The 15,750-nt window shown below is 42.7% G+C and carries 17 protein-coding genes; 9 read left to right on the top strand and 8 right to left on the bottom strand.

What is annotated here, in order from left to right; all coding sequences use genetic code 11:
• Positions 1-4 precede the first annotated feature (4 nt).
• The gene (locus MTTB_RS03785; protein WP_248565174.1) at positions 5-697 is read right to left on the bottom strand and encodes a glycosyltransferase family 2 protein; all 693 of its coding nucleotides are present in this window, start codon (positions 695-697) and stop codon (positions 5-7) included.
• A gap of 673 nt (positions 698-1,370) precedes the next feature.
• On the opposite strand from MTTB_RS03785, the gene MTTB_RS03780 reads away from it, so the two are divergent.
• The 7 genes from MTTB_RS03780 to mobA all read left to right on the top strand — a co-directional run bounded on the left by MTTB_RS03780 (position 1,371) and on the right by mobA (position 8,999).
• Positions 1,371-2,996, top strand: coding sequence for a pseudomurein-binding repeat-containing protein (locus MTTB_RS03780; protein WP_248565173.1), 1,626 nt, complete (start codon positions 1,371-1,373; stop codon positions 2,994-2,996).
• A gap of 386 nt (positions 2,997-3,382) precedes the next feature.
• Positions 3,383-3,949 (top strand): hypothetical protein, encoded by a 567-nt coding sequence (locus tag MTTB_RS03775; protein WP_248565172.1) that lies wholly within the window; start codon positions 3,383-3,385, stop codon positions 3,947-3,949.
• A gap of 72 nt (positions 3,950-4,021) precedes the next feature.
• A complete protein-coding gene (locus MTTB_RS03770; RefSeq protein ID WP_282570384.1) occupies positions 4,022-4,720 on the top strand; it encodes a (Fe-S)-binding protein in 699 nt (232 codons plus the stop codon).
• Positions 4,702-5,934: an LUD domain-containing protein gene (locus MTTB_RS03765; RefSeq protein WP_248565267.1), complete on the top strand. Its 1,233-nt coding sequence runs from the start codon at positions 4,702-4,704 to the stop codon at positions 5,932-5,934. The genes MTTB_RS03770 and MTTB_RS03765 overlap by 19 nt, the downstream gene beginning before the upstream one ends.
• 263 nt (positions 5,935-6,197) lie before the next feature.
• Entirely contained in the window at positions 6,198-6,911 is a 714-nt protein-coding gene (locus MTTB_RS03760; protein WP_248565170.1) for a (5-formylfuran-3-yl)methyl phosphate synthase, read from the top strand.
• A gap of 9 nt (positions 6,912-6,920) precedes the next feature.
• Positions 6,921-8,399, top strand: coding sequence for an IMP dehydrogenase (gene guaB, locus MTTB_RS03755; protein ID WP_248565169.1), 1,479 nt, complete (start codon positions 6,921-6,923; stop codon positions 8,397-8,399).
• A gap of 9 nt (positions 8,400-8,408) precedes the next feature.
• Positions 8,409-8,999 carry a molybdenum cofactor guanylyltransferase gene (mobA, locus tag MTTB_RS03750; protein WP_345894022.1) on the top strand — a complete coding sequence of 197 codons (591 nt, stop codon included), beginning with the start codon at positions 8,409-8,411 and terminating at the stop codon, positions 8,997-8,999.
• On the opposite strand, the gene MTTB_RS03745 is transcribed toward mobA, so the two are convergent.
• From MTTB_RS03745 to MTTB_RS03715, 7 genes are all read right to left on the bottom strand, one after another.
• A complete protein-coding gene (locus MTTB_RS03745) occupies positions 8,989-9,192 on the bottom strand; it encodes a pseudomurein-binding repeat-containing protein (RefSeq protein ID WP_112094012.1) in 204 nt (67 codons plus the stop codon). The genes mobA and MTTB_RS03745 overlap by 11 nt on opposite strands.
• A gap of 111 nt (positions 9,193-9,303) precedes the next feature.
• Positions 9,304-10,050 carry a hypothetical protein gene (locus MTTB_RS03740; RefSeq protein WP_248565167.1) on the bottom strand — a complete coding sequence of 249 codons (747 nt, stop codon included), beginning with the start codon at positions 10,048-10,050 and terminating at the stop codon, positions 9,304-9,306.
• Entirely contained in the window at positions 10,028-10,609 is a 582-nt protein-coding gene (cbiT, locus tag MTTB_RS03735; protein WP_248565166.1) for a precorrin-6Y C5,15-methyltransferase (decarboxylating) subunit CbiT, read from the bottom strand. Before cbiT ends, MTTB_RS03740 begins: the two co-directional genes overlap by 23 nt.
• On the bottom strand, positions 10,596-11,156 hold the full coding sequence (locus MTTB_RS03730) for a UbiX family flavin prenyltransferase (protein WP_248565165.1): 561 nt from the start codon (positions 11,154-11,156) through the stop codon (positions 10,596-10,598). Before MTTB_RS03730 ends, cbiT begins: the two co-directional genes overlap by 14 nt.
• Before the next feature lie 6 nt (positions 11,157-11,162).
• The gene (locus MTTB_RS03725) at positions 11,163-12,377 is read right to left on the bottom strand and encodes an HD domain-containing protein (protein WP_248565164.1); all 1,215 of its coding nucleotides are present in this window, start codon (positions 12,375-12,377) and stop codon (positions 11,163-11,165) included.
• Between the two features lie 26 nt (positions 12,378-12,403).
• Positions 12,404-12,838: a molybdenum cofactor biosynthesis protein MoaE gene (locus MTTB_RS03720; RefSeq protein WP_248565163.1), complete on the bottom strand. Its 435-nt coding sequence runs from the start codon at positions 12,836-12,838 to the stop codon at positions 12,404-12,406.
• A complete protein-coding gene (locus MTTB_RS03715) occupies positions 12,804-13,364 on the bottom strand; it encodes a nicotinamide-nucleotide adenylyltransferase (RefSeq protein WP_248565162.1) in 561 nt (186 codons plus the stop codon). Before MTTB_RS03715 ends, MTTB_RS03720 begins: the two co-directional genes overlap by 35 nt.
• 104 nt (positions 13,365-13,468) lie before the next feature.
• On the opposite strand from MTTB_RS03715, the gene MTTB_RS03710 reads away from it, so the two are divergent.
• The gene (locus MTTB_RS03710; RefSeq protein ID WP_248565266.1) at positions 13,469-15,181 is read left to right on the top strand and encodes an ABC transporter ATP-binding protein; all 1,713 of its coding nucleotides are present in this window, start codon (positions 13,469-13,471) and stop codon (positions 15,179-15,181) included.
• 13 nt (positions 15,182-15,194) lie between these two features.
• On the top strand, positions 15,195-15,746 hold the full coding sequence (locus MTTB_RS03705) for a flavin reductase family protein (RefSeq protein ID WP_248565161.1): 552 nt from the start codon (positions 15,195-15,197) through the stop codon (positions 15,744-15,746).
• Positions 15,747-15,750: the final 4 nt, after the last annotated feature.

The following is a 15,750-nucleotide window of genomic DNA, read 5'->3' as shown; positions in this document are numbered from 1 at the left end:
ACTCTTATAGGTCCAGATAATTTCCTATTCTTTTTATAATCTTATGGGATAATACTCTCATTATGAATATTATATATTTTAGGAGGTCTGCTACTCCTATGTATGATTTTTCCTTGGCATAATGACAGCCTATTGGGACTTCATCTATTATAAGATTATGTGCAGCGGCCATGCGTATAAGCTCTGATTCGTAAATATAATCATTATATGGTATCTTGAGTAATAATAGTGCATGGTCTGCGTTAATGGCTTTGAAGCCGCTTTGGCTGTCAGTTAACTGATAGCCTGTTAGATGATCTAAAAGATAAGTTGTTATCCTATTAGAAAATCGTCTATGCAAAGGCATTTTACTGATATCATCCATGAAACGGGAGCCTATAACCATCTGGGCTCCGTTAATCCGGGATGCTAAGGATTCTATATACTGGGGGTCGTGTTGTCCGTCACCGTCCATTAAAACTATAACATCATATCCTTTGTCGATTATCCTCTTAACCCCTGTTTTGATAGCCGCGCCCTTACCTTTATTCCTTTCATGCTTTATAACTGTTGCCCCGGCTTTTTTGGCTAGTATGCTTGTATTATCTGTAGACCCGTCATCTACAACTATAACGTCCCCGTGTTTAAGGGCTTCCTTCACAACTTCTTCTATTTTTGCCTCTTCGTTATATGCTGGTATTATTGTCACTATCTTCATGCTATCCACGATAATGGAATTTTGTGTTGGGGGGAAGTTACCCCCACCACTGCAAAGATGGCCTTTTATCCCAAGTACATGGGGGCCTCCCTGAATCCATGAGAAAGTACCCGTCACCTATGGGGATCCGCCCCCATTTGATGACCTTCTTATAGGGTTTCACTCCCTATGGAGCTTCTGCGAGCACCCATAACCTAGCTTTGTAATCATATTTCCTTTGTTACCGATCATATAAAGGTCTTGCTGTATCTTTTCGCGGTGGTGTTCAGCAGTAACACTAAAATTTTAAGGTGTCTAACGTTTAGTTTAATGTGGGGAAACCCCAAGTTAATGACCTTGTGAGCTACTTCTTGTTAGGGGCGAAACCCACCCCAGAAGGAGTTAGTAGTAGTGGAGGTTTTTTCCATCAACTCAGCAGGTTGTCCTCTACAATCTTATACTCTTTTCAATGATTTCCCTTGGGTCTGTGTTTCACGCTTGGATCCTAATATCTTGGCTTTTAACCCCACTTCAGAGTGTGGCCTTCTCCAATGAAGGGTTAAAGGATGGAGTGGGTCTCCAGTTAACGAAATATGGTCAAATTATCCTCTCTTCCCGGAAAACCAAATAAAAAATATTTATATAAAAGTTTTAACTCATATTTTTATCTGTCACAGGTTAAATTGCCTGTGATGTGGGAGGCGATAATATTTCGACTGGTATAACAGTACTATGCATGCTATGCATGGTACTGGCTACAGTAGGTACCAGTTACGCCCAAGAAAACACAACCACAAACTTTGAACTACAAGATAACAGTACACTATTAAGCGAAGAGAACATCAATGAAACCCCCACCATCATGGGAAAGACCCCCCAAGTCAATGAAACAGTCCAACAGGCAGCATATAATGATGAGGGGGATGTAAAGACCGTGAAACCCTCAGATGTCGAGGATGCAGCGGTTCGTGTTAACAGGTTCATCCAAGAGAACGGAAGACTCCCAAGATATGTGAGTATCAAAAATTCACAGGTTAGCATGCCAGAATACTTGCACCTCCTCACAGCATCCCTAACAGGTGGGGATACCATCATAAAGAACGTGGGACTACCCAAAAACTCTACTGGGACCACATTGGCTGGTTCAATAAAATTAAATGACTATCTTGAACTTGCAGGTAGGGTGTACAATTTCATAGAATCGGAAAATAGAGCACCCTCCTATGCAACCTACCAGGGGCTTAAAATCAGATTCGAATCCCTAGTATGGCTATTCACAAAAGCCATCGACTTTAAAGTAGCAAATCAACGCCTACCCAATTACATAAGCCTTGAAAAACTTGATAACATAGCCACATACACTATAGACAATAACAATCCTGGCAGCACCTCAGGAAGTGCTGCCAATAACAATTCAATAACCCTCAACGATATCCTAAACGCCGCGGTTTCACTTAAAAATTTCATAGAACAAAATCAGCGCCTACCCACATATGTGCAGGTGGCAAATCAAAAAATAAACCCAAGCCAATTCCTATATCTCATGGCTAAAAGCATAACCCAAATAAATAACGGGAAAAACACACCCATCAGCCTAATAGGAGCTAATGAGGCGCCGAACCCTACCGGGGCCGCTATAGGCGAACTTAAACTCACAGAATATCTTCAAGTCGCGGAGACTATCACAGGTTTCATCGAAGCCAATGGAAGATCACCAAATTATGCCACGACAAGTATTGGCAGCATATCATATCCTAACATGGTCTATGCTATGAGTAGGATACTTACATTCTACAAGGAAAATTACAGGTTACCTAAAACAGTAACAATAAAAATGGTATACAACCAAAATCAGAATACAAACAATGAACTCAGCCAGTATCTTGTCGCCACGGCAAACTGCCAGGTAAACGATCCCAGTATCCAGGCATTAGCATCCCAATTAACCAGAGGCCTTACAAGCGAATGGGATAAGGCGAAGGCCATCTTTAACTGGGTCAGGGATAACATAGACTATAACTTCTACTATAATACAAGGTATGGTGCTGTCGGAACCCTAAACTATCGGACTGCCAACTGTTGTGACCATGCACATCTTGTCGTGGCACTTGCCAGGGCGGCCGGGTTACCGGCACGATACAAGCATGGGATCTGCACATTCTCCAGCGGAACCTACGGGCATGTCTGGGCGCAAATCTACATTGGGGGTACATGGTACGATGCAGATGCAACAAGCATCAGAAACAGTCTAGGTGTAATAAACAATTGGAACACAGCAACCGGGACAATACTAGGAACCTACGCAAGCCTACCATTTTAAAGGCCACCATATTTCAGGGGAGAGACAAAAAGAACTCTCCCACTTTATTTCTTTTTTAGTAGGATGTGAAAAGTTTCCCCCTATCTCTTATAGGAAGCTCCCAGAAGATGCTGAACAGTGACTTGATTGGAAAGATGATCCTAGAACATGCAAATGTCCATCCCACAATCTTAGAGCGAGGGAATCGTTAAATCCTCCCAGATGATGAAAAAGGAAACTTTATGGCCTATTTTTGGGTTCTGGGTAACACGCACAAAAAAGGATATATAAATAATATGATATATGATATTTGTAAAGAAAATTTTTTGGATATTCCCTGAATACGGGGGTTATAGGAGGGATATGATCTGAGAAAACTAGTATTACTCATTCCCCTGATATTGATCATGCTCATTTTAGGGGTTGAAGTTTTTGATGAAGCCCTCTTTAGTATAATACCATACAATTACACATCCTATACATCTATACCATCTAACAAGCCAGGGGAAGGTTCACTTGGGGGTTATTATTCCATTAATGGCCGAGGTAAAGAATTTGATTTCAAGATGGTATTCCCAGAAGCTGAGGAATTCGAACCCCATGAAGAAAATGGTACGAAAATATGCTATAACGAGACCGGGATTACTGGTAAAGGACATATCAAGAATATTGATATTAGATGGGATACGATTTACAGATTAGTCTTGGGAGATTTTAAAGGGGCTATATTTAAAACCCCATTCTCAGGATATTATAATGTAACCTGTGCTGGTTGGAGTGGTGGTGGAAATTTCTCAAACAATGGTAACAGGTTTAATGGTACATTCCAGATAACAGGTGTGAAAACATTTTTTAAAGGGAATTTCACATTCCACCTTGAAGGTAACAGGATAATTTTACATGCGATTTACATATATTACCCGAAGGGGGAGCCATGGAAGGCTAAAAAGGTCGAAAAGGATTACTACATGTAATCTAAGGAGAAGGCGCAGTTCTACAATGTGGCGGGTTGCGATTTTTTTCTATGATAATAGGGAGGTAATAAATTGGATCTTATATATTTTAGGGGTTGTATGGGTAGGGAAAGAGTCCCCGAGATAGTCAGGGCCACAAGGCAGGTTCTGGATTATGCGGGGGTCTCCTATAGGATCCTTGAGGATGAAAAGTGCTGCGGTTCGGTGTTGCTCCGCACAGGCTTCCTTGAAGATGCCGAGGAGATGATGAGGGAAAATTTAACCATATTCTCCGGTTCTAGGTTGCTTGTATCATGTGCAGGCTGTTACAGGACGTTTAAAATAGATTATCCCCGCCTATTCAATGTTAAAGTAGATGTTATCCATACTTCCCAGTTATTCAATCTATTATTAAAGGCGGGTGAAATACAAATTAGAGGAAATTTAAAGGTTACATATCATGACCCCTGCCATCTTGCAAGGCATTGTGGGGAATATGATGCTCCGCGGGAGGTCTTGGAGGCTATTGGAAGCCTCGTGGAGATGGAAGATCATCATGTGAATGCCCAATGTTGTGGTGCTGGTGGTGGTGTGAAGTCAGCGTATCCACAAATCGCAGAGAGGATAGCCCAGAATAGGATAGAGCAGGCCCTTGATACTGGGGCGGAGATATTATGTACCACTTGCCCATTCTGTAAATACAATCTAAGATCTCATGGGATGAAGGTAATGGACATTTCAGAGATTATACTTAGCCTCATGGGGGTGCCAGAATCCGCGAAAATCAACTGAAAAACCTTAAAGAATCCTTCAGAATATTGGCAGAGAGAAGAGCGAAGATAACAGAAGATCCCCTTATAGGAAGGTTGAAAGAAACTGTGAAGAATATAAGGGAAAATTCCACTAGAAACCTTGAAAAGCTATTAGAAAAGGCCGAGGAATCCTTTCAGGATAATGATATAGAATTTTATATCGCAGAAAATGGAGAGGAAGCAAACCACATCATCTATGATATTGTTAAGGATGAGAGGATAATCGCAAAATCCAAATCTAACACACTCACTGAGATAAACCTAGTAAACTTCCTCGAAAAAAAGGGCCTAGAAGTTATAGAAACAGACCTAGGTGATAGGATAATCCAACTAACAGATGATAGGCCAGTACATCCAACAGCCCCCGCCTTACACTTTAACATGCAAGAGATAGCTGATATAATAACTGAGAAACTTAAAGTGAAAGTCGAGGCAAACCCGGAGGATATAATGGAGACCATAAAAGCGGATGTCCTCAGGAAACTCGAAAATGTTAAGGTGGGGATTACAGGGGCTAATGCAGTGGCAGCATATGATGGTTCAATTGTAATGGTCCATAATGAGGGTAATATAGGATTGCTCTCACTCAAGGACACTCATATTATCGTATTCGGCATCGACAAACTAGTAGGTACATTAGAGGATGCTATCTCAGTGGCCAAACTCGAAACAGCCTATGCTACAGGTTCAAGGGTCCCATCATATATAAGTGTGGTTTCAGGTCCTTCTAAGACAGCTGACATCCAAAAGATACTGCTAAAGAACATGTATGGTCCACGTAGAGTTGTGGCGATAGCCCTTGATAATGGCAGGAGCAAAGCCCCACTTGAATGTTTATGGTGTATAGGCTGTGGAACTTGTATAACCTCCTGTCCAATTTATAATGTAGTGGGATATGATTTCGGCTACAATGGTTACCTTGGTGGTAGAGGCGTGGCATTCACAAATTTCATAGAAGGTGAAAGGGCAAGTTTTGATGCTGGAATATACATGTGCACACTCTGTAGCCGATGCACTATAACATGTCCCCTTGAAATCCCCATAGCAGATATAATAGAAGAGGTGAGGTGTCAAGTGCAAAGGGCAGGTTACAGGTTGGATGTCCATAAGAATATAATAAAAAACATCAAAGAAACTGGAACACCCTTCAAAGGGGGAAACCTGAAGGATAGCAAATGGACTTCCAATGTCTAGCTAGGACCTCACACCATCCAACCTCATCTGCTTTTTTGCGGGGTTTATGGCTCCACCACCCCCTAGAGTCCACTATTGTGGGATTTTATCCCCAAGATTCGACTTTTAAACTCTCCCTGTAGGGAACATGCCAGAAAATTTAAGTTTTCCAGGGTTTCATCCCCTCCCCTTCAAAAGGACGTTGCGCCGAAAAAGATAAAAAGGATGTTTTTCTGATAAAATAAAAAATATAATATTTCATTCTCATTAGGGAGGTTCATGAATTGCTTCTACTAGTAAGTCCAATCAACACAAAAGAGGCTATAGAGGCCATTAAAGGTGGTGCAGATATAATAGACGTGAAGAACCCAAGGGAGGGATCCCTTGGAGCCAGCTTCCCCTGGATTATAAGGGAGATAAGGAGGATAACACCTGATAACATGCTTGTAAGCGCCACACTAGGTGACGTCCCATATAAGCCTGGGACGGTTTCACTAGCCGCACTAGGCGCCCTTACAGCCGGAGCAGATTATATAAAGGTTGGCCTTTATGGGACGAAAAATTTTAAAGAGGCAGTTGATGTGATGGAAAATGTTGTAAAGACTATAAAAGACGAGAAAAATGAGGCTTTCGTGGTCGCGGCAGGATATGCCGACGCTCACAGGATAGGCTCATTAGATCCGATGGAAATCCCCGAGGTGGCCTATGAGTCCGGAGCTGATGTTGCAATGTTAGATACTGCTGTAAAGGATGGTAGAACCTTATTCGATTTCTTGAGTGTTGATGAGCTCCAAGAATTTGTCCAAGAAGCGCATGATAGAAAATTAAAGGCCGCATTGGCGGGTTCCATTAAAAAAGAGCAATTAAAGCCCCTAGATGAGATTGGATGTGACATAGTCGGTGTGAGAGGGGCTGCATGCGTTGGAGGAGACCGTAACACCGGCACAATACACAGGAGTGCAGTTACAGAACTTAAAAGGTTAATAGAAGTTATTTAGGTGTTTTTAATGTACTCTAGGAAATTAAAGGAAGCCGAAACCGCCTACACATTCGACGATTTCTTGTTAGTACCCCAAGCATCACTAGTAGAACCCAAGGATGTTATAATAAAAAGTAAAGTATCAAAGAATCATGAGATAAACGTCCCAATTATAAGTTCCGCGATGGACACAGTCACAGAATCCGAAATGGCAATAGCAATGGCACAAGAAGGCGGTCTTGGCATAATACACAGGAATATGAGCATCAAAGACCAGGTAGAGCAGGTGAAGAAGGTTAAAAGGTCTGGAGACCTTACAATAAGAGATGTTATAACAATAAACCCTGACGCATCACTGAGAGAAGCCCATGAAATAATGGAAAGAGAAGAGATAAGCGGACTCCCAGTTGTAGACAATGGGAACATCCTTGGTATCATAAGCAGAAGAGACATAGAACCCATAATCAATTCAGAAGCCGAGAAGAAAGTGGAAGAAGTAATGACAAAAGAGGTTATAACCGTAGACGAATCAGTAACCCCAGCCGAAGCCCTTGACATAGCCTACGAAAACAAGATAGAAAGACTACCAGTCGTAAAAGAGGGCAAACTCGTGGGAATACTCACCATAAGAGATATACTAGAACGTAAAAGGTACCCCCATGCTTCAAGGGACGAGAATGGAAGATTCATCGTAGGAGCGGCCACAGGACCATTCGACCTTGAAAGGGCCAAAGCCCTTGACAGCGCAGGTGCGGATATAATAGCCATTGACAGCGCACACGCACATAACCTCAACCTTGTAAAATATGCAAAGATCATGAAAAAGAACATTGACGCGGACTTAATCGTTGGCAACATTGCAACGGCAAAGGCTGCAGAGGATCTAATAGCCCAGGATGTGGATGGTATAAAGGTCGGCATCGGCCCGGGTTCAATGTGCACCACCCGGATAATCGCGGGTGTGGGAGTACCCCAACTTACCGCCATAGCAGAAGTTGCAGATGTTGCAAAGGAATATGACATTCCAGTGATAGCAGATGGGGGTATACGCTATTCAGGTGATATTGCGAAGGCCATAGCGGTAGGAGCGGATGCTGTAATGCTCGGAAACTTATTAGCGGGCACTTACGAGTCCCCAGGTGATGTTGTCATCATGAACGGGCGCAAATATAAACAATATCGTGGGATGGGATCGCTAGGGGCTATGACAGGTGGTATAGGCGCTGGTACAGACCGGTACTTCCAAGAGCCACAGAGTCATATGAAACATACCAAGATAGTCCCAGAAGGGGTTGAAGGCGTCGTACCCTACAGGGGCACTGTAAGCGAGGTCATATTCCAACTGGTGGGGGGCCTTAAAGCATCCATGGGCTACTGTGGGGCTAAAACGATCAAGGATATGCAAAGGAAGGCTAAACTTGTCAAGATAACATCCAGTGGAATAAAGGAAAGCCACCCCCACGACCTCCTGATAACCAATGAAAGTCCAAATTATCCTACAATGTAATGGGGGAGGATAAAAGTATCCATATCAGCCATAATACTCTGTGGAGGCCATGGCAGGCGCATGGGAAGAGACAAAGGCCTAATCATCTTAGAGGGTAAACCCCTCATAGCCAGGATCCTTGATAAAATCAAACCCTACTTTGATGAGATATTTATCATATTGAGGGATGAACAGCAAAAAAAAGAATACTTAAAATTATTTAAAGAAGAGAAGGTGAAAATCCTCACAGATATAATAAAGGGGAAAGGACCCCTTGGGGGCTTGCTAACAGGACTTTTGAATATAAAATCAGAATATGCCCTTGTTTTGCCTTGTGATTCACCATTTATAACGAGGGAGTTTATAGAAAATTGCCTTAAAATGGATATGGGAGATTATGATGCGATAATACCTGTATGGGGGGATGGCAAATTAGAACCCCTACATGGGGTATACAACCAGAGGGTGGCTGAAAGAATCCATAAGCTCCTTCTATGGGATGAGAGGAGGGTTAATACTCTAGCCAAGATCATCAGGTCTAGGTTAGTGCCTGTGGAGGAATTGGACCCGTCCCTTGAAAGTTTCAGGAATGTTAATAGGCCAGAGGATCTTAGGATTTAATATCAACGGTCCGTGGATTACGCCCCATTTCGAGTATGAACTTGTTCACCCGTTCTATCATGTCAATATAGTGTTCCTTTCTGATCTTTTTACCATCAACAATGGCATATTCAGGGAGCATCCCAGTCTGGTTTTTGAACTCTAATATCTCATTAACCATCTCTCGATATTGCTCTAGCGTCAAACGCTCCATCAATATCAACCATCAAAACATTTTTTTATGATATAATCATTCCAAATCTCCTCATATATAAATGATACGATTTTAATCCCATAATATAAGTTTTAATAATCATCCGATGATTTATATTACATGGATCGTCGCCTCTGGGTCGAATGGGTTTGTCCTGATGGCAAGTGAGAAAAGATAAGGATAATTCTCCATTAAATGTTCCATGTACTTTAACCATTCTGATAGCACATATCTATAGGCGCGTTCTAGGTCACCCTCAAGGTGCTCATAGTCTGTCCCGGGCAGATGATCAAATGTCATTCTCTTGTCAAGCTCCTCGGTAAGGTGGAAGATGGCCCAGAGCATGTCAGTGAAACTTTCATGCTCTAAAAGGTTTGGATTTTCCAGTAGACGTAACATGAACCCCCGACGCCCGCCCAGGAACATCTTAAGTTCATCTAAGAACGAGCTCTTATCTTCATCTAATGGTATTCTAGGATTATAAGCTCTTATCTTCTCAGTTATCTTCTTGAATTTGTTTTTATCCCAATCCTGGCTTATCTTAAGGTCTTCACGTATCCTTTCTGTGTTCATTTCATGCTTTGAAGTCTTTTCCAAGAATTCTGTCCCCACTTCACTGAAGAACGCCCCTATTACCATGTTGAGCTTTTCTAGGAGTATGGATTTCTCCCTTGCACTTATCGCAGCCTCTATTAGTAGGACAACTATGAGAACTTCTAGGGGTAGAAATGCGGTGTCAATCCCAATATAGAATAATTCATGTTTAGCATCCTTGAATATGAGATATACTAGGATGTAGAGTAGTGCCGAGGATAAGATGAGTATGATGCCGAGTTTAACCTTCCAGTTTATCCTCATTCAAGCCCCCCCATATGATTGATATTGGGTTGTTTGCCAGCATCATTGTACCCCTTTTGATGGGGTGTCCCCTTGCGATATTAACATCTATGATCCCAGGTTTAAACCCGAGTCTTTTGAATGTTTGAACAGCCTCTAGTTTGGTCTCGAGTAGTATGGAAGTTACTATGATCCTACCATGACTGGTAAGTTTACTCGCACCTACTTCTATTATTTTTGATAGTCTACCACCACTCCCCCCTATGATTATTATGTCAAGGTCTCCTAGTCTTTTGAGGGCTTTCTCCGCGTCTTCATTAATTAATTTAACATTTTCTCCAAGCCCATGGTTTATGAGGTTTTCCCTTGTAATTTTTATGGCCTGGGGATCCCTGTCTATAGCGTATACCCTATGGACTTTTTTCGCGAACTCTAATGTGAAACCTCCCGTGCCACAGCCAACATCCGCGACAATCTCATCCCCCATGGGATCGGCCTTGCACAAGACTAGGCACCTTATCTCCTCTTTGGTGGGCCCTGGGACCCTATCATCTTTTATGAACTCTTCATCGGGTATCATGGCCAGTCCACCGTCTGAAGAGTCTGTTTTCAACTCCTAGAAGGTCTAGTGCTTTGCCTGCTATGAAGTTGATCATGTCATCTATATTTTCTGGTTTATGGTAGAATCCGGGCATTGCGGGTAGTATTATACCACCTTCTCTGCTCACCTTTAACATGTTCTCGAGGTGTATGCTCCTGAGTGGTGTTTCACGGGGTACTAGGATTAGTCTGCGTTTTTCCTTGAGTGAGACGTCAGCCGCCCTTGTGATGGTATTGTCAGCGTATCCTTGGGCTATGGCTGCTAGGGTTTTCATGCTGCAAGGTGCTATTATCATCGCATCGAAATTGGAGGATCCGCTATTTATTGGGGCTTCCATGTCATTTACGTCAAAGTAGTGGTCTGCTAGTTCTTTTATCTCGTCTAGTTTTAGGCCGGTTTCATACTCCAGGATCTTGGCTGCTGTACTAGTAACTAGTAGTGCTGTTTCTCTCTTTTCTGATAGGGCTTCTAGTATCCTGACGCCATAGATTGTCCCGCTGGCCCCTGTGATGGCTACTATTATCATCTTCTATCAATCCTTTATTTTGGGGGTGGTTAGGCATAGTTGTTTTTCATGCCTTTTTATCTTCCGGGGGAGGTCGAGGTAATCGTAGAAGTTGAATTTTTTGAATTTCTCTGATTCTTCTGCTAATGTGTAAATGCAGAGGTCTGCGTGGTTGAATCTAGCATCCCTTAATGCTCTGACTAGACTGGAGATGTCGCTGAGTTTTACTATTGAGTCTCCACTGTCTACTTGGGTTTTCATCTCATCAAATGCTGGATACTCTGGCACGTCTATTATAAGATAATCTGGGTCTATGTTCATGTCTTCAGCTATCTCTGATTCTGCTTTTATTATCTCGGATTCTGTGATCTTGAATATCCTCTCAGGGTCTTCTAGTTCGTTTAATCGGATGGTGGCAACCCTTTTGAGCAGTTTTCTCGTGTCTAATCTTTTTATCATCTCACTTACTAGTCCGGTTTCTCTTCGACAGATTGTTATAATGTCCATGTCATCGTAATGGTAGATGCGTTTGGGGTCTATTTTATCTTCTCCTATGAGTATTTTAAGGCATCTTCTGAACATTGAATTCACTATCCTTGTTGTATGATGTTGGTAGACGCTGGGGTACATGAAGTAGCGTGCGAGGAGTGTTGACTCCGCAGCTGGAACGCCCTTTTTATCCAGTATGAGATCGTCCTCGATTTTGATATTCTGGATTAGCCTTTCAACGTCTATTATACCATAGGCCACCCCAGTGTAGTGGGAGTCCCTTAGGAGGTAGTCCATCCTGTCAACGTCTATTTCACCAGAGATTGCCTGTCCAAGAACGCCTTCACCTTTGAGGGTGGCTTCTATCTCTTCTAGGTCGAATTTTTCCATGAGTATGTCTGATATTATGGATTCTCTTATCACTTTTATTGTGAGTTCTTCGTGGGAGTCTGGGATCACTGCCTCTGATACGTGTGAGAATGGTCCGTGGCCGAGATCATGTAATAGTGCGGATACTCTTAGTATACTTTTTTTATGTTTGTCTAGTCCTAGTTGGTCTGCTAGTTGTGAGGCTAGGTGCATGGTTCCGATGGAATGTTCAAAGCGGGTGTGGTTTGCACCTGGGTATATGAGGTTGGTGAAGCCTAGTTGTTTTATCCTTCTAAGTCTCTGGAAGGGTGGTGTGTCTATTAGTTTGACCTCGAAGTCGTTTATTTGGAGGTTGCCGTGTATGCTGTCCCTTATAAATTTCATTTCAACCTCCCAGTGTGTGTGGGGGTTTATCCTCCTGATAGGATAACCCTAGTACCTTCTTTTGTATATTCTTTTTTCTGGAATCCTATCTCTTTTTTTGTTCTTTCGATTAGCTGGCTTAGGGCTTTGAGGGTTTCTTGTCTATGGGCTCCGGCCACTACTACCATGAATAGTGTTTCTGTGGGGTGGAATTCGCCCAGGAAGTGTACGAGTGCAATATCCTTCACTTTATGTTCCCTTTTTATCTCCTCTACCATTTTTTCCAGTTTCCTCTGGGCTTCTTGGGGGTTTTCATGTGATATTCTGAGCTTTTCCACTTTTTCTTTTCCTATTTTCCTCATTATACCCTCGAATGTGAATATGGCCCCCGTCTCTTCGATGTAGGGGCTTTTTTTTATGTGTTCTATGAGTTGGGGTAGTTTGTATTCATATTTGTCTGCTGTGATCTTCACAAGCATCATCTAGCACCTCACTTATTTCCCTCCTTGAAAGGTGTTTTAGCCTTTCAACACCCTTTATTTCTTTTATAACCCTTGCCACGGCTCTTGGTACGAGTGATTCCCAGTCGCTGTCGGTGAGCATCCTCTCCCTGACACTTGTACCTGAATATTTCTCCCTGGAATATAGTGGGGGTGCTGTGACCTTATAGCCGGCCTCTTGGAATAGTCTCTGGACAAGGGGGTTTCCACTATAAATTTTATCAAAGGGTGGTGTTAACATTTCAATATGGGCAACCCATACTGCGTTACATTCAATATCCTGGACTGGTATAACATAGTAGCGTGAGGCTGGTATGTTGTTCTCGCTAAGGGCCTTTGTCACCATCATGATCCTTTCACCTGCTGTGAATGGGTCTCTGAGGGAGTGGCTTAATTGTGCGCTGCCTATACATATGATGAGTTCATCAACCTCTCCTAGGATTCTCTTTATGACTTCTAGGTGTCCTTTATGGAAGGGTTGCATCCTACCCACGAGTAATCCTCTCATCCCCAACACTCACCCAAATTATGGTCATATAGATTATTAAGATCTATAACCCAATATATATGTGGGGATTCATCAACCTTACTAAAAATTACCGGGTGATTATGGTGATAAGGATAGAAAATCTTTCAAAAACTTACAGGCTAGAGACTGGGGAGACTTCAAGGGCACTGGATAATATTAGTCTAGAGGTTAAGAGAGGGGAGATACTTGGGATAATTGGTATGAGTGGGGCGGGTAAAAGCACTCTGTTACGTATACTGAGGGGTGTTGAACCATTCGATGAAGGAACAGTGATACTCGATGATATAAAAGTGACAGCAGATTCTAATCCATATGATTTCACCAAACTTAAAAGGGCTACTGCGATCCATCTCCAAAGAACCTTCGGATTATGGGCCGAGACTGCTATAGAAAATGTTCTAAGGAAATTTTATGGTGCCAAGTATGGTGACGAGTCACTTACGGACTTTAAAAGGGCCTATGACGAGTTCGGCGAAGAAGCTATGAAGCTTCTCAAGATTGTGGGACTCGATCACAAGGCGGATCATTTCGCCCCGGTACTCAGTGGCGGGGAGAAGCAACGTCTCATAATCGCCAGACAACTCGCCAAGAAACCTAAGGTCCTATTATTGGATGAGCCGGCCACAATGTCATGTCCAAGGACGAAACAGGAGATATTGGACGCTATTAAAAAGGTTAACAGGGAACTTGGGATCACGGTAGTCCTTGTATCACACTTGCCAGAAGTCCACGAGTACCTTGCGGATAGGCTAATACTCATGGAAGAGGGTAGAATAGTGGATGAGGGAGAACCCAAAAGGATAATAAGGGAGTTCCTCAAGGATGTGGAGCCGCCAGAGGAAATAAAAATTAGGGAATGGAACGAGCCAATATTAAAGGTTAAGGGTCTCCGCAAAAAATTCGTCCTCTTAAAGGGGGGAACGGTACTTGAAATGGAGAACATAAACTTCAACGTGAATCGGGGCGAAATAGTATCCATTATAGGACCCAGTGGCGCTGGTAAAACAGTACTATTGAGGATGGTTGGCGGGTTGGACTACCCAGAAGATGGAAGAGTAGAATTCAAATTAGACGATGAATGGGTTAACATGCACGAACCAGGCATAAAAAGGATGCACATACGCAGAAAAATGGGTTTCATGCACCAAGAGTTCGCCTTAATACACCATGCGACTATCCGGGATCAGATAGCGGCACGACTAGGTGTGAAGGGTGAAAAGGTTGTGGATGAAGCTAGAAAAAGGGCTGAGGATATGGGTATAAGTGACAAGGTCCTAGATGTACTCTACCAATTAACGGACCTCCCAGAGGAAGAGGCCAAGCAAAGACTAGAAAAACTGGGACTCTCATCAAAGATCCTGGAAAAATTGTTCCCAAAATTCCCGGACAAGGAAGTTAAAAGGTATGCGAAACCCGTCTTCGAAGCCCTGGATCTTCCATTGGACATCCTCGACAGAAAATCATATGAACTTTCAGGGGGTCAAAAGGTTAGAGCGGCCCTAGCACTTGTAATGGCCTCACAACCAGAAGTTCTCATATTAGACGAGCCATTCGGGGACCTGGACCCAATAACATTAAGATTGGTATCGAATTCCCTCAAGAGGATAAACAGGAAATTCAACACGACAATAATAATGGTAAGCCATCACATCGACTTCATCAAGGAAATAAGTACAAGGGCGGTGATGATTGAAGAGGGTAAACTAATAATGGATGGTGAACCTAAAAGATTATGTGAAGAGTTCGTCGAAAAAAGTAAAGCAGAATACCTTTTAAGGGCGCGAACACACATATAATGGGGGATTTATATTGGAATTTGCCGATTTTCCCATAAGAGAATCTTATAGGCTCCTGGCACCACGACCCACGGTTATAATAACAACAGTCAACAAGAAAGGGGAGATAAACGCGGCACCATTCTCCTTTGTAATGCCAATATCCATGGATCCGCCAATTGTAGCATTTGCTTCCATGCCAGAACATCACACTTCAAAGAATGTAGAAGAAACAGGAGAATTCGTGATAAACCTCACAAGCCTCAACATACTGGAGAAGATGTGGATAACGGGAAAAAGCATACCATATGGTGAAAACGAGCTTGAAAAGGCAGGACTCGACTGGATACCATCGGTGAAGGTGTCGCCTCCACGCATCAGGGAAGTGGCAGCCCACCTAGAATGCGAATTATTGAGGATGAATGAAATAGGGGACCACAACCTCTACACGGGATCCGTGGTCCATGCAAGTATAAAAGAGGGTTCAATAAAAGACGGTCTACTCTATGTTGAGGAGGTCAAACCCATACTCCATGTAGGGGGTAAAAAATTCGTAATAGGCGATAAAGTGAAATTCATCAGATAGGGAG

Source organism: Methanothermobacter tenebrarum (genome assembly GCF_023167465.1).
In the GTDB taxonomy this organism is placed as follows: Archaea; Methanobacteriota; Methanobacteria; order Methanobacteriales; family DSM-23052; genus Methanothermobacter_A; species Methanothermobacter_A tenebrarum.
Note: the sequence above shows the minus strand (reverse complement) of the source record. Positions and strands in the feature narration are given on the sequence as shown.

Excerpts from the sequence above, each read along its gene's own strand:
- MTTB_RS03785 (WP_248565174.1), bottom strand. The coding sequence starts at position 697 with ATGAAGATAGTGACAATAATACCAGCATATAACGAAGAGGCAAAAATA.
- MTTB_RS03775 (WP_248565172.1), top strand. The coding sequence starts at position 3,383 with ATGCTCATTTTAGGGGTTGAAGTTTTTGATGAAGCCCTCTTTAGTATA.
- guaB (WP_248565169.1), top strand. The coding sequence starts at position 6,921 with ATGTACTCTAGGAAATTAAAGGAAGCCGAAACCGCCTACACATTCGAC.
- MTTB_RS03745 (WP_112094012.1), bottom strand. The coding sequence starts at position 9,192 with ATGGAGCGTTTGACGCTAGAGCAATATCGAGAGATGGTTAATGAGATA.
- MTTB_RS03740 (WP_248565167.1), bottom strand. The coding sequence starts at position 10,050 with ATGAGGATAAACTGGAAGGTTAAACTCGGCATCATACTCATCTTATCC.
- cbiT (WP_248565166.1), bottom strand. The coding sequence starts at position 10,609 with ATGATACCCGATGAAGAGTTCATAAAAGATGATAGGGTCCCAGGGCCC.
- MTTB_RS03730 (WP_248565165.1), bottom strand. The coding sequence starts at position 11,156 with ATGATAATAGTAGCCATCACAGGGGCCAGCGGGACAATCTATGGCGTC.
- MTTB_RS03725 (WP_248565164.1), bottom strand. The coding sequence starts at position 12,377 with ATGAAATTTATAAGGGACAGCATACACGGCAACCTCCAAATAAACGAC.
- MTTB_RS03720 (WP_248565163.1), bottom strand. The coding sequence starts at position 12,838 with ATGATGCTTGTGAAGATCACAGCAGACAAATATGAATACAAACTACCC.
- MTTB_RS03715 (WP_248565162.1), bottom strand. The coding sequence starts at position 13,364 with ATGAGAGGATTACTCGTGGGTAGGATGCAACCCTTCCATAAAGGACAC.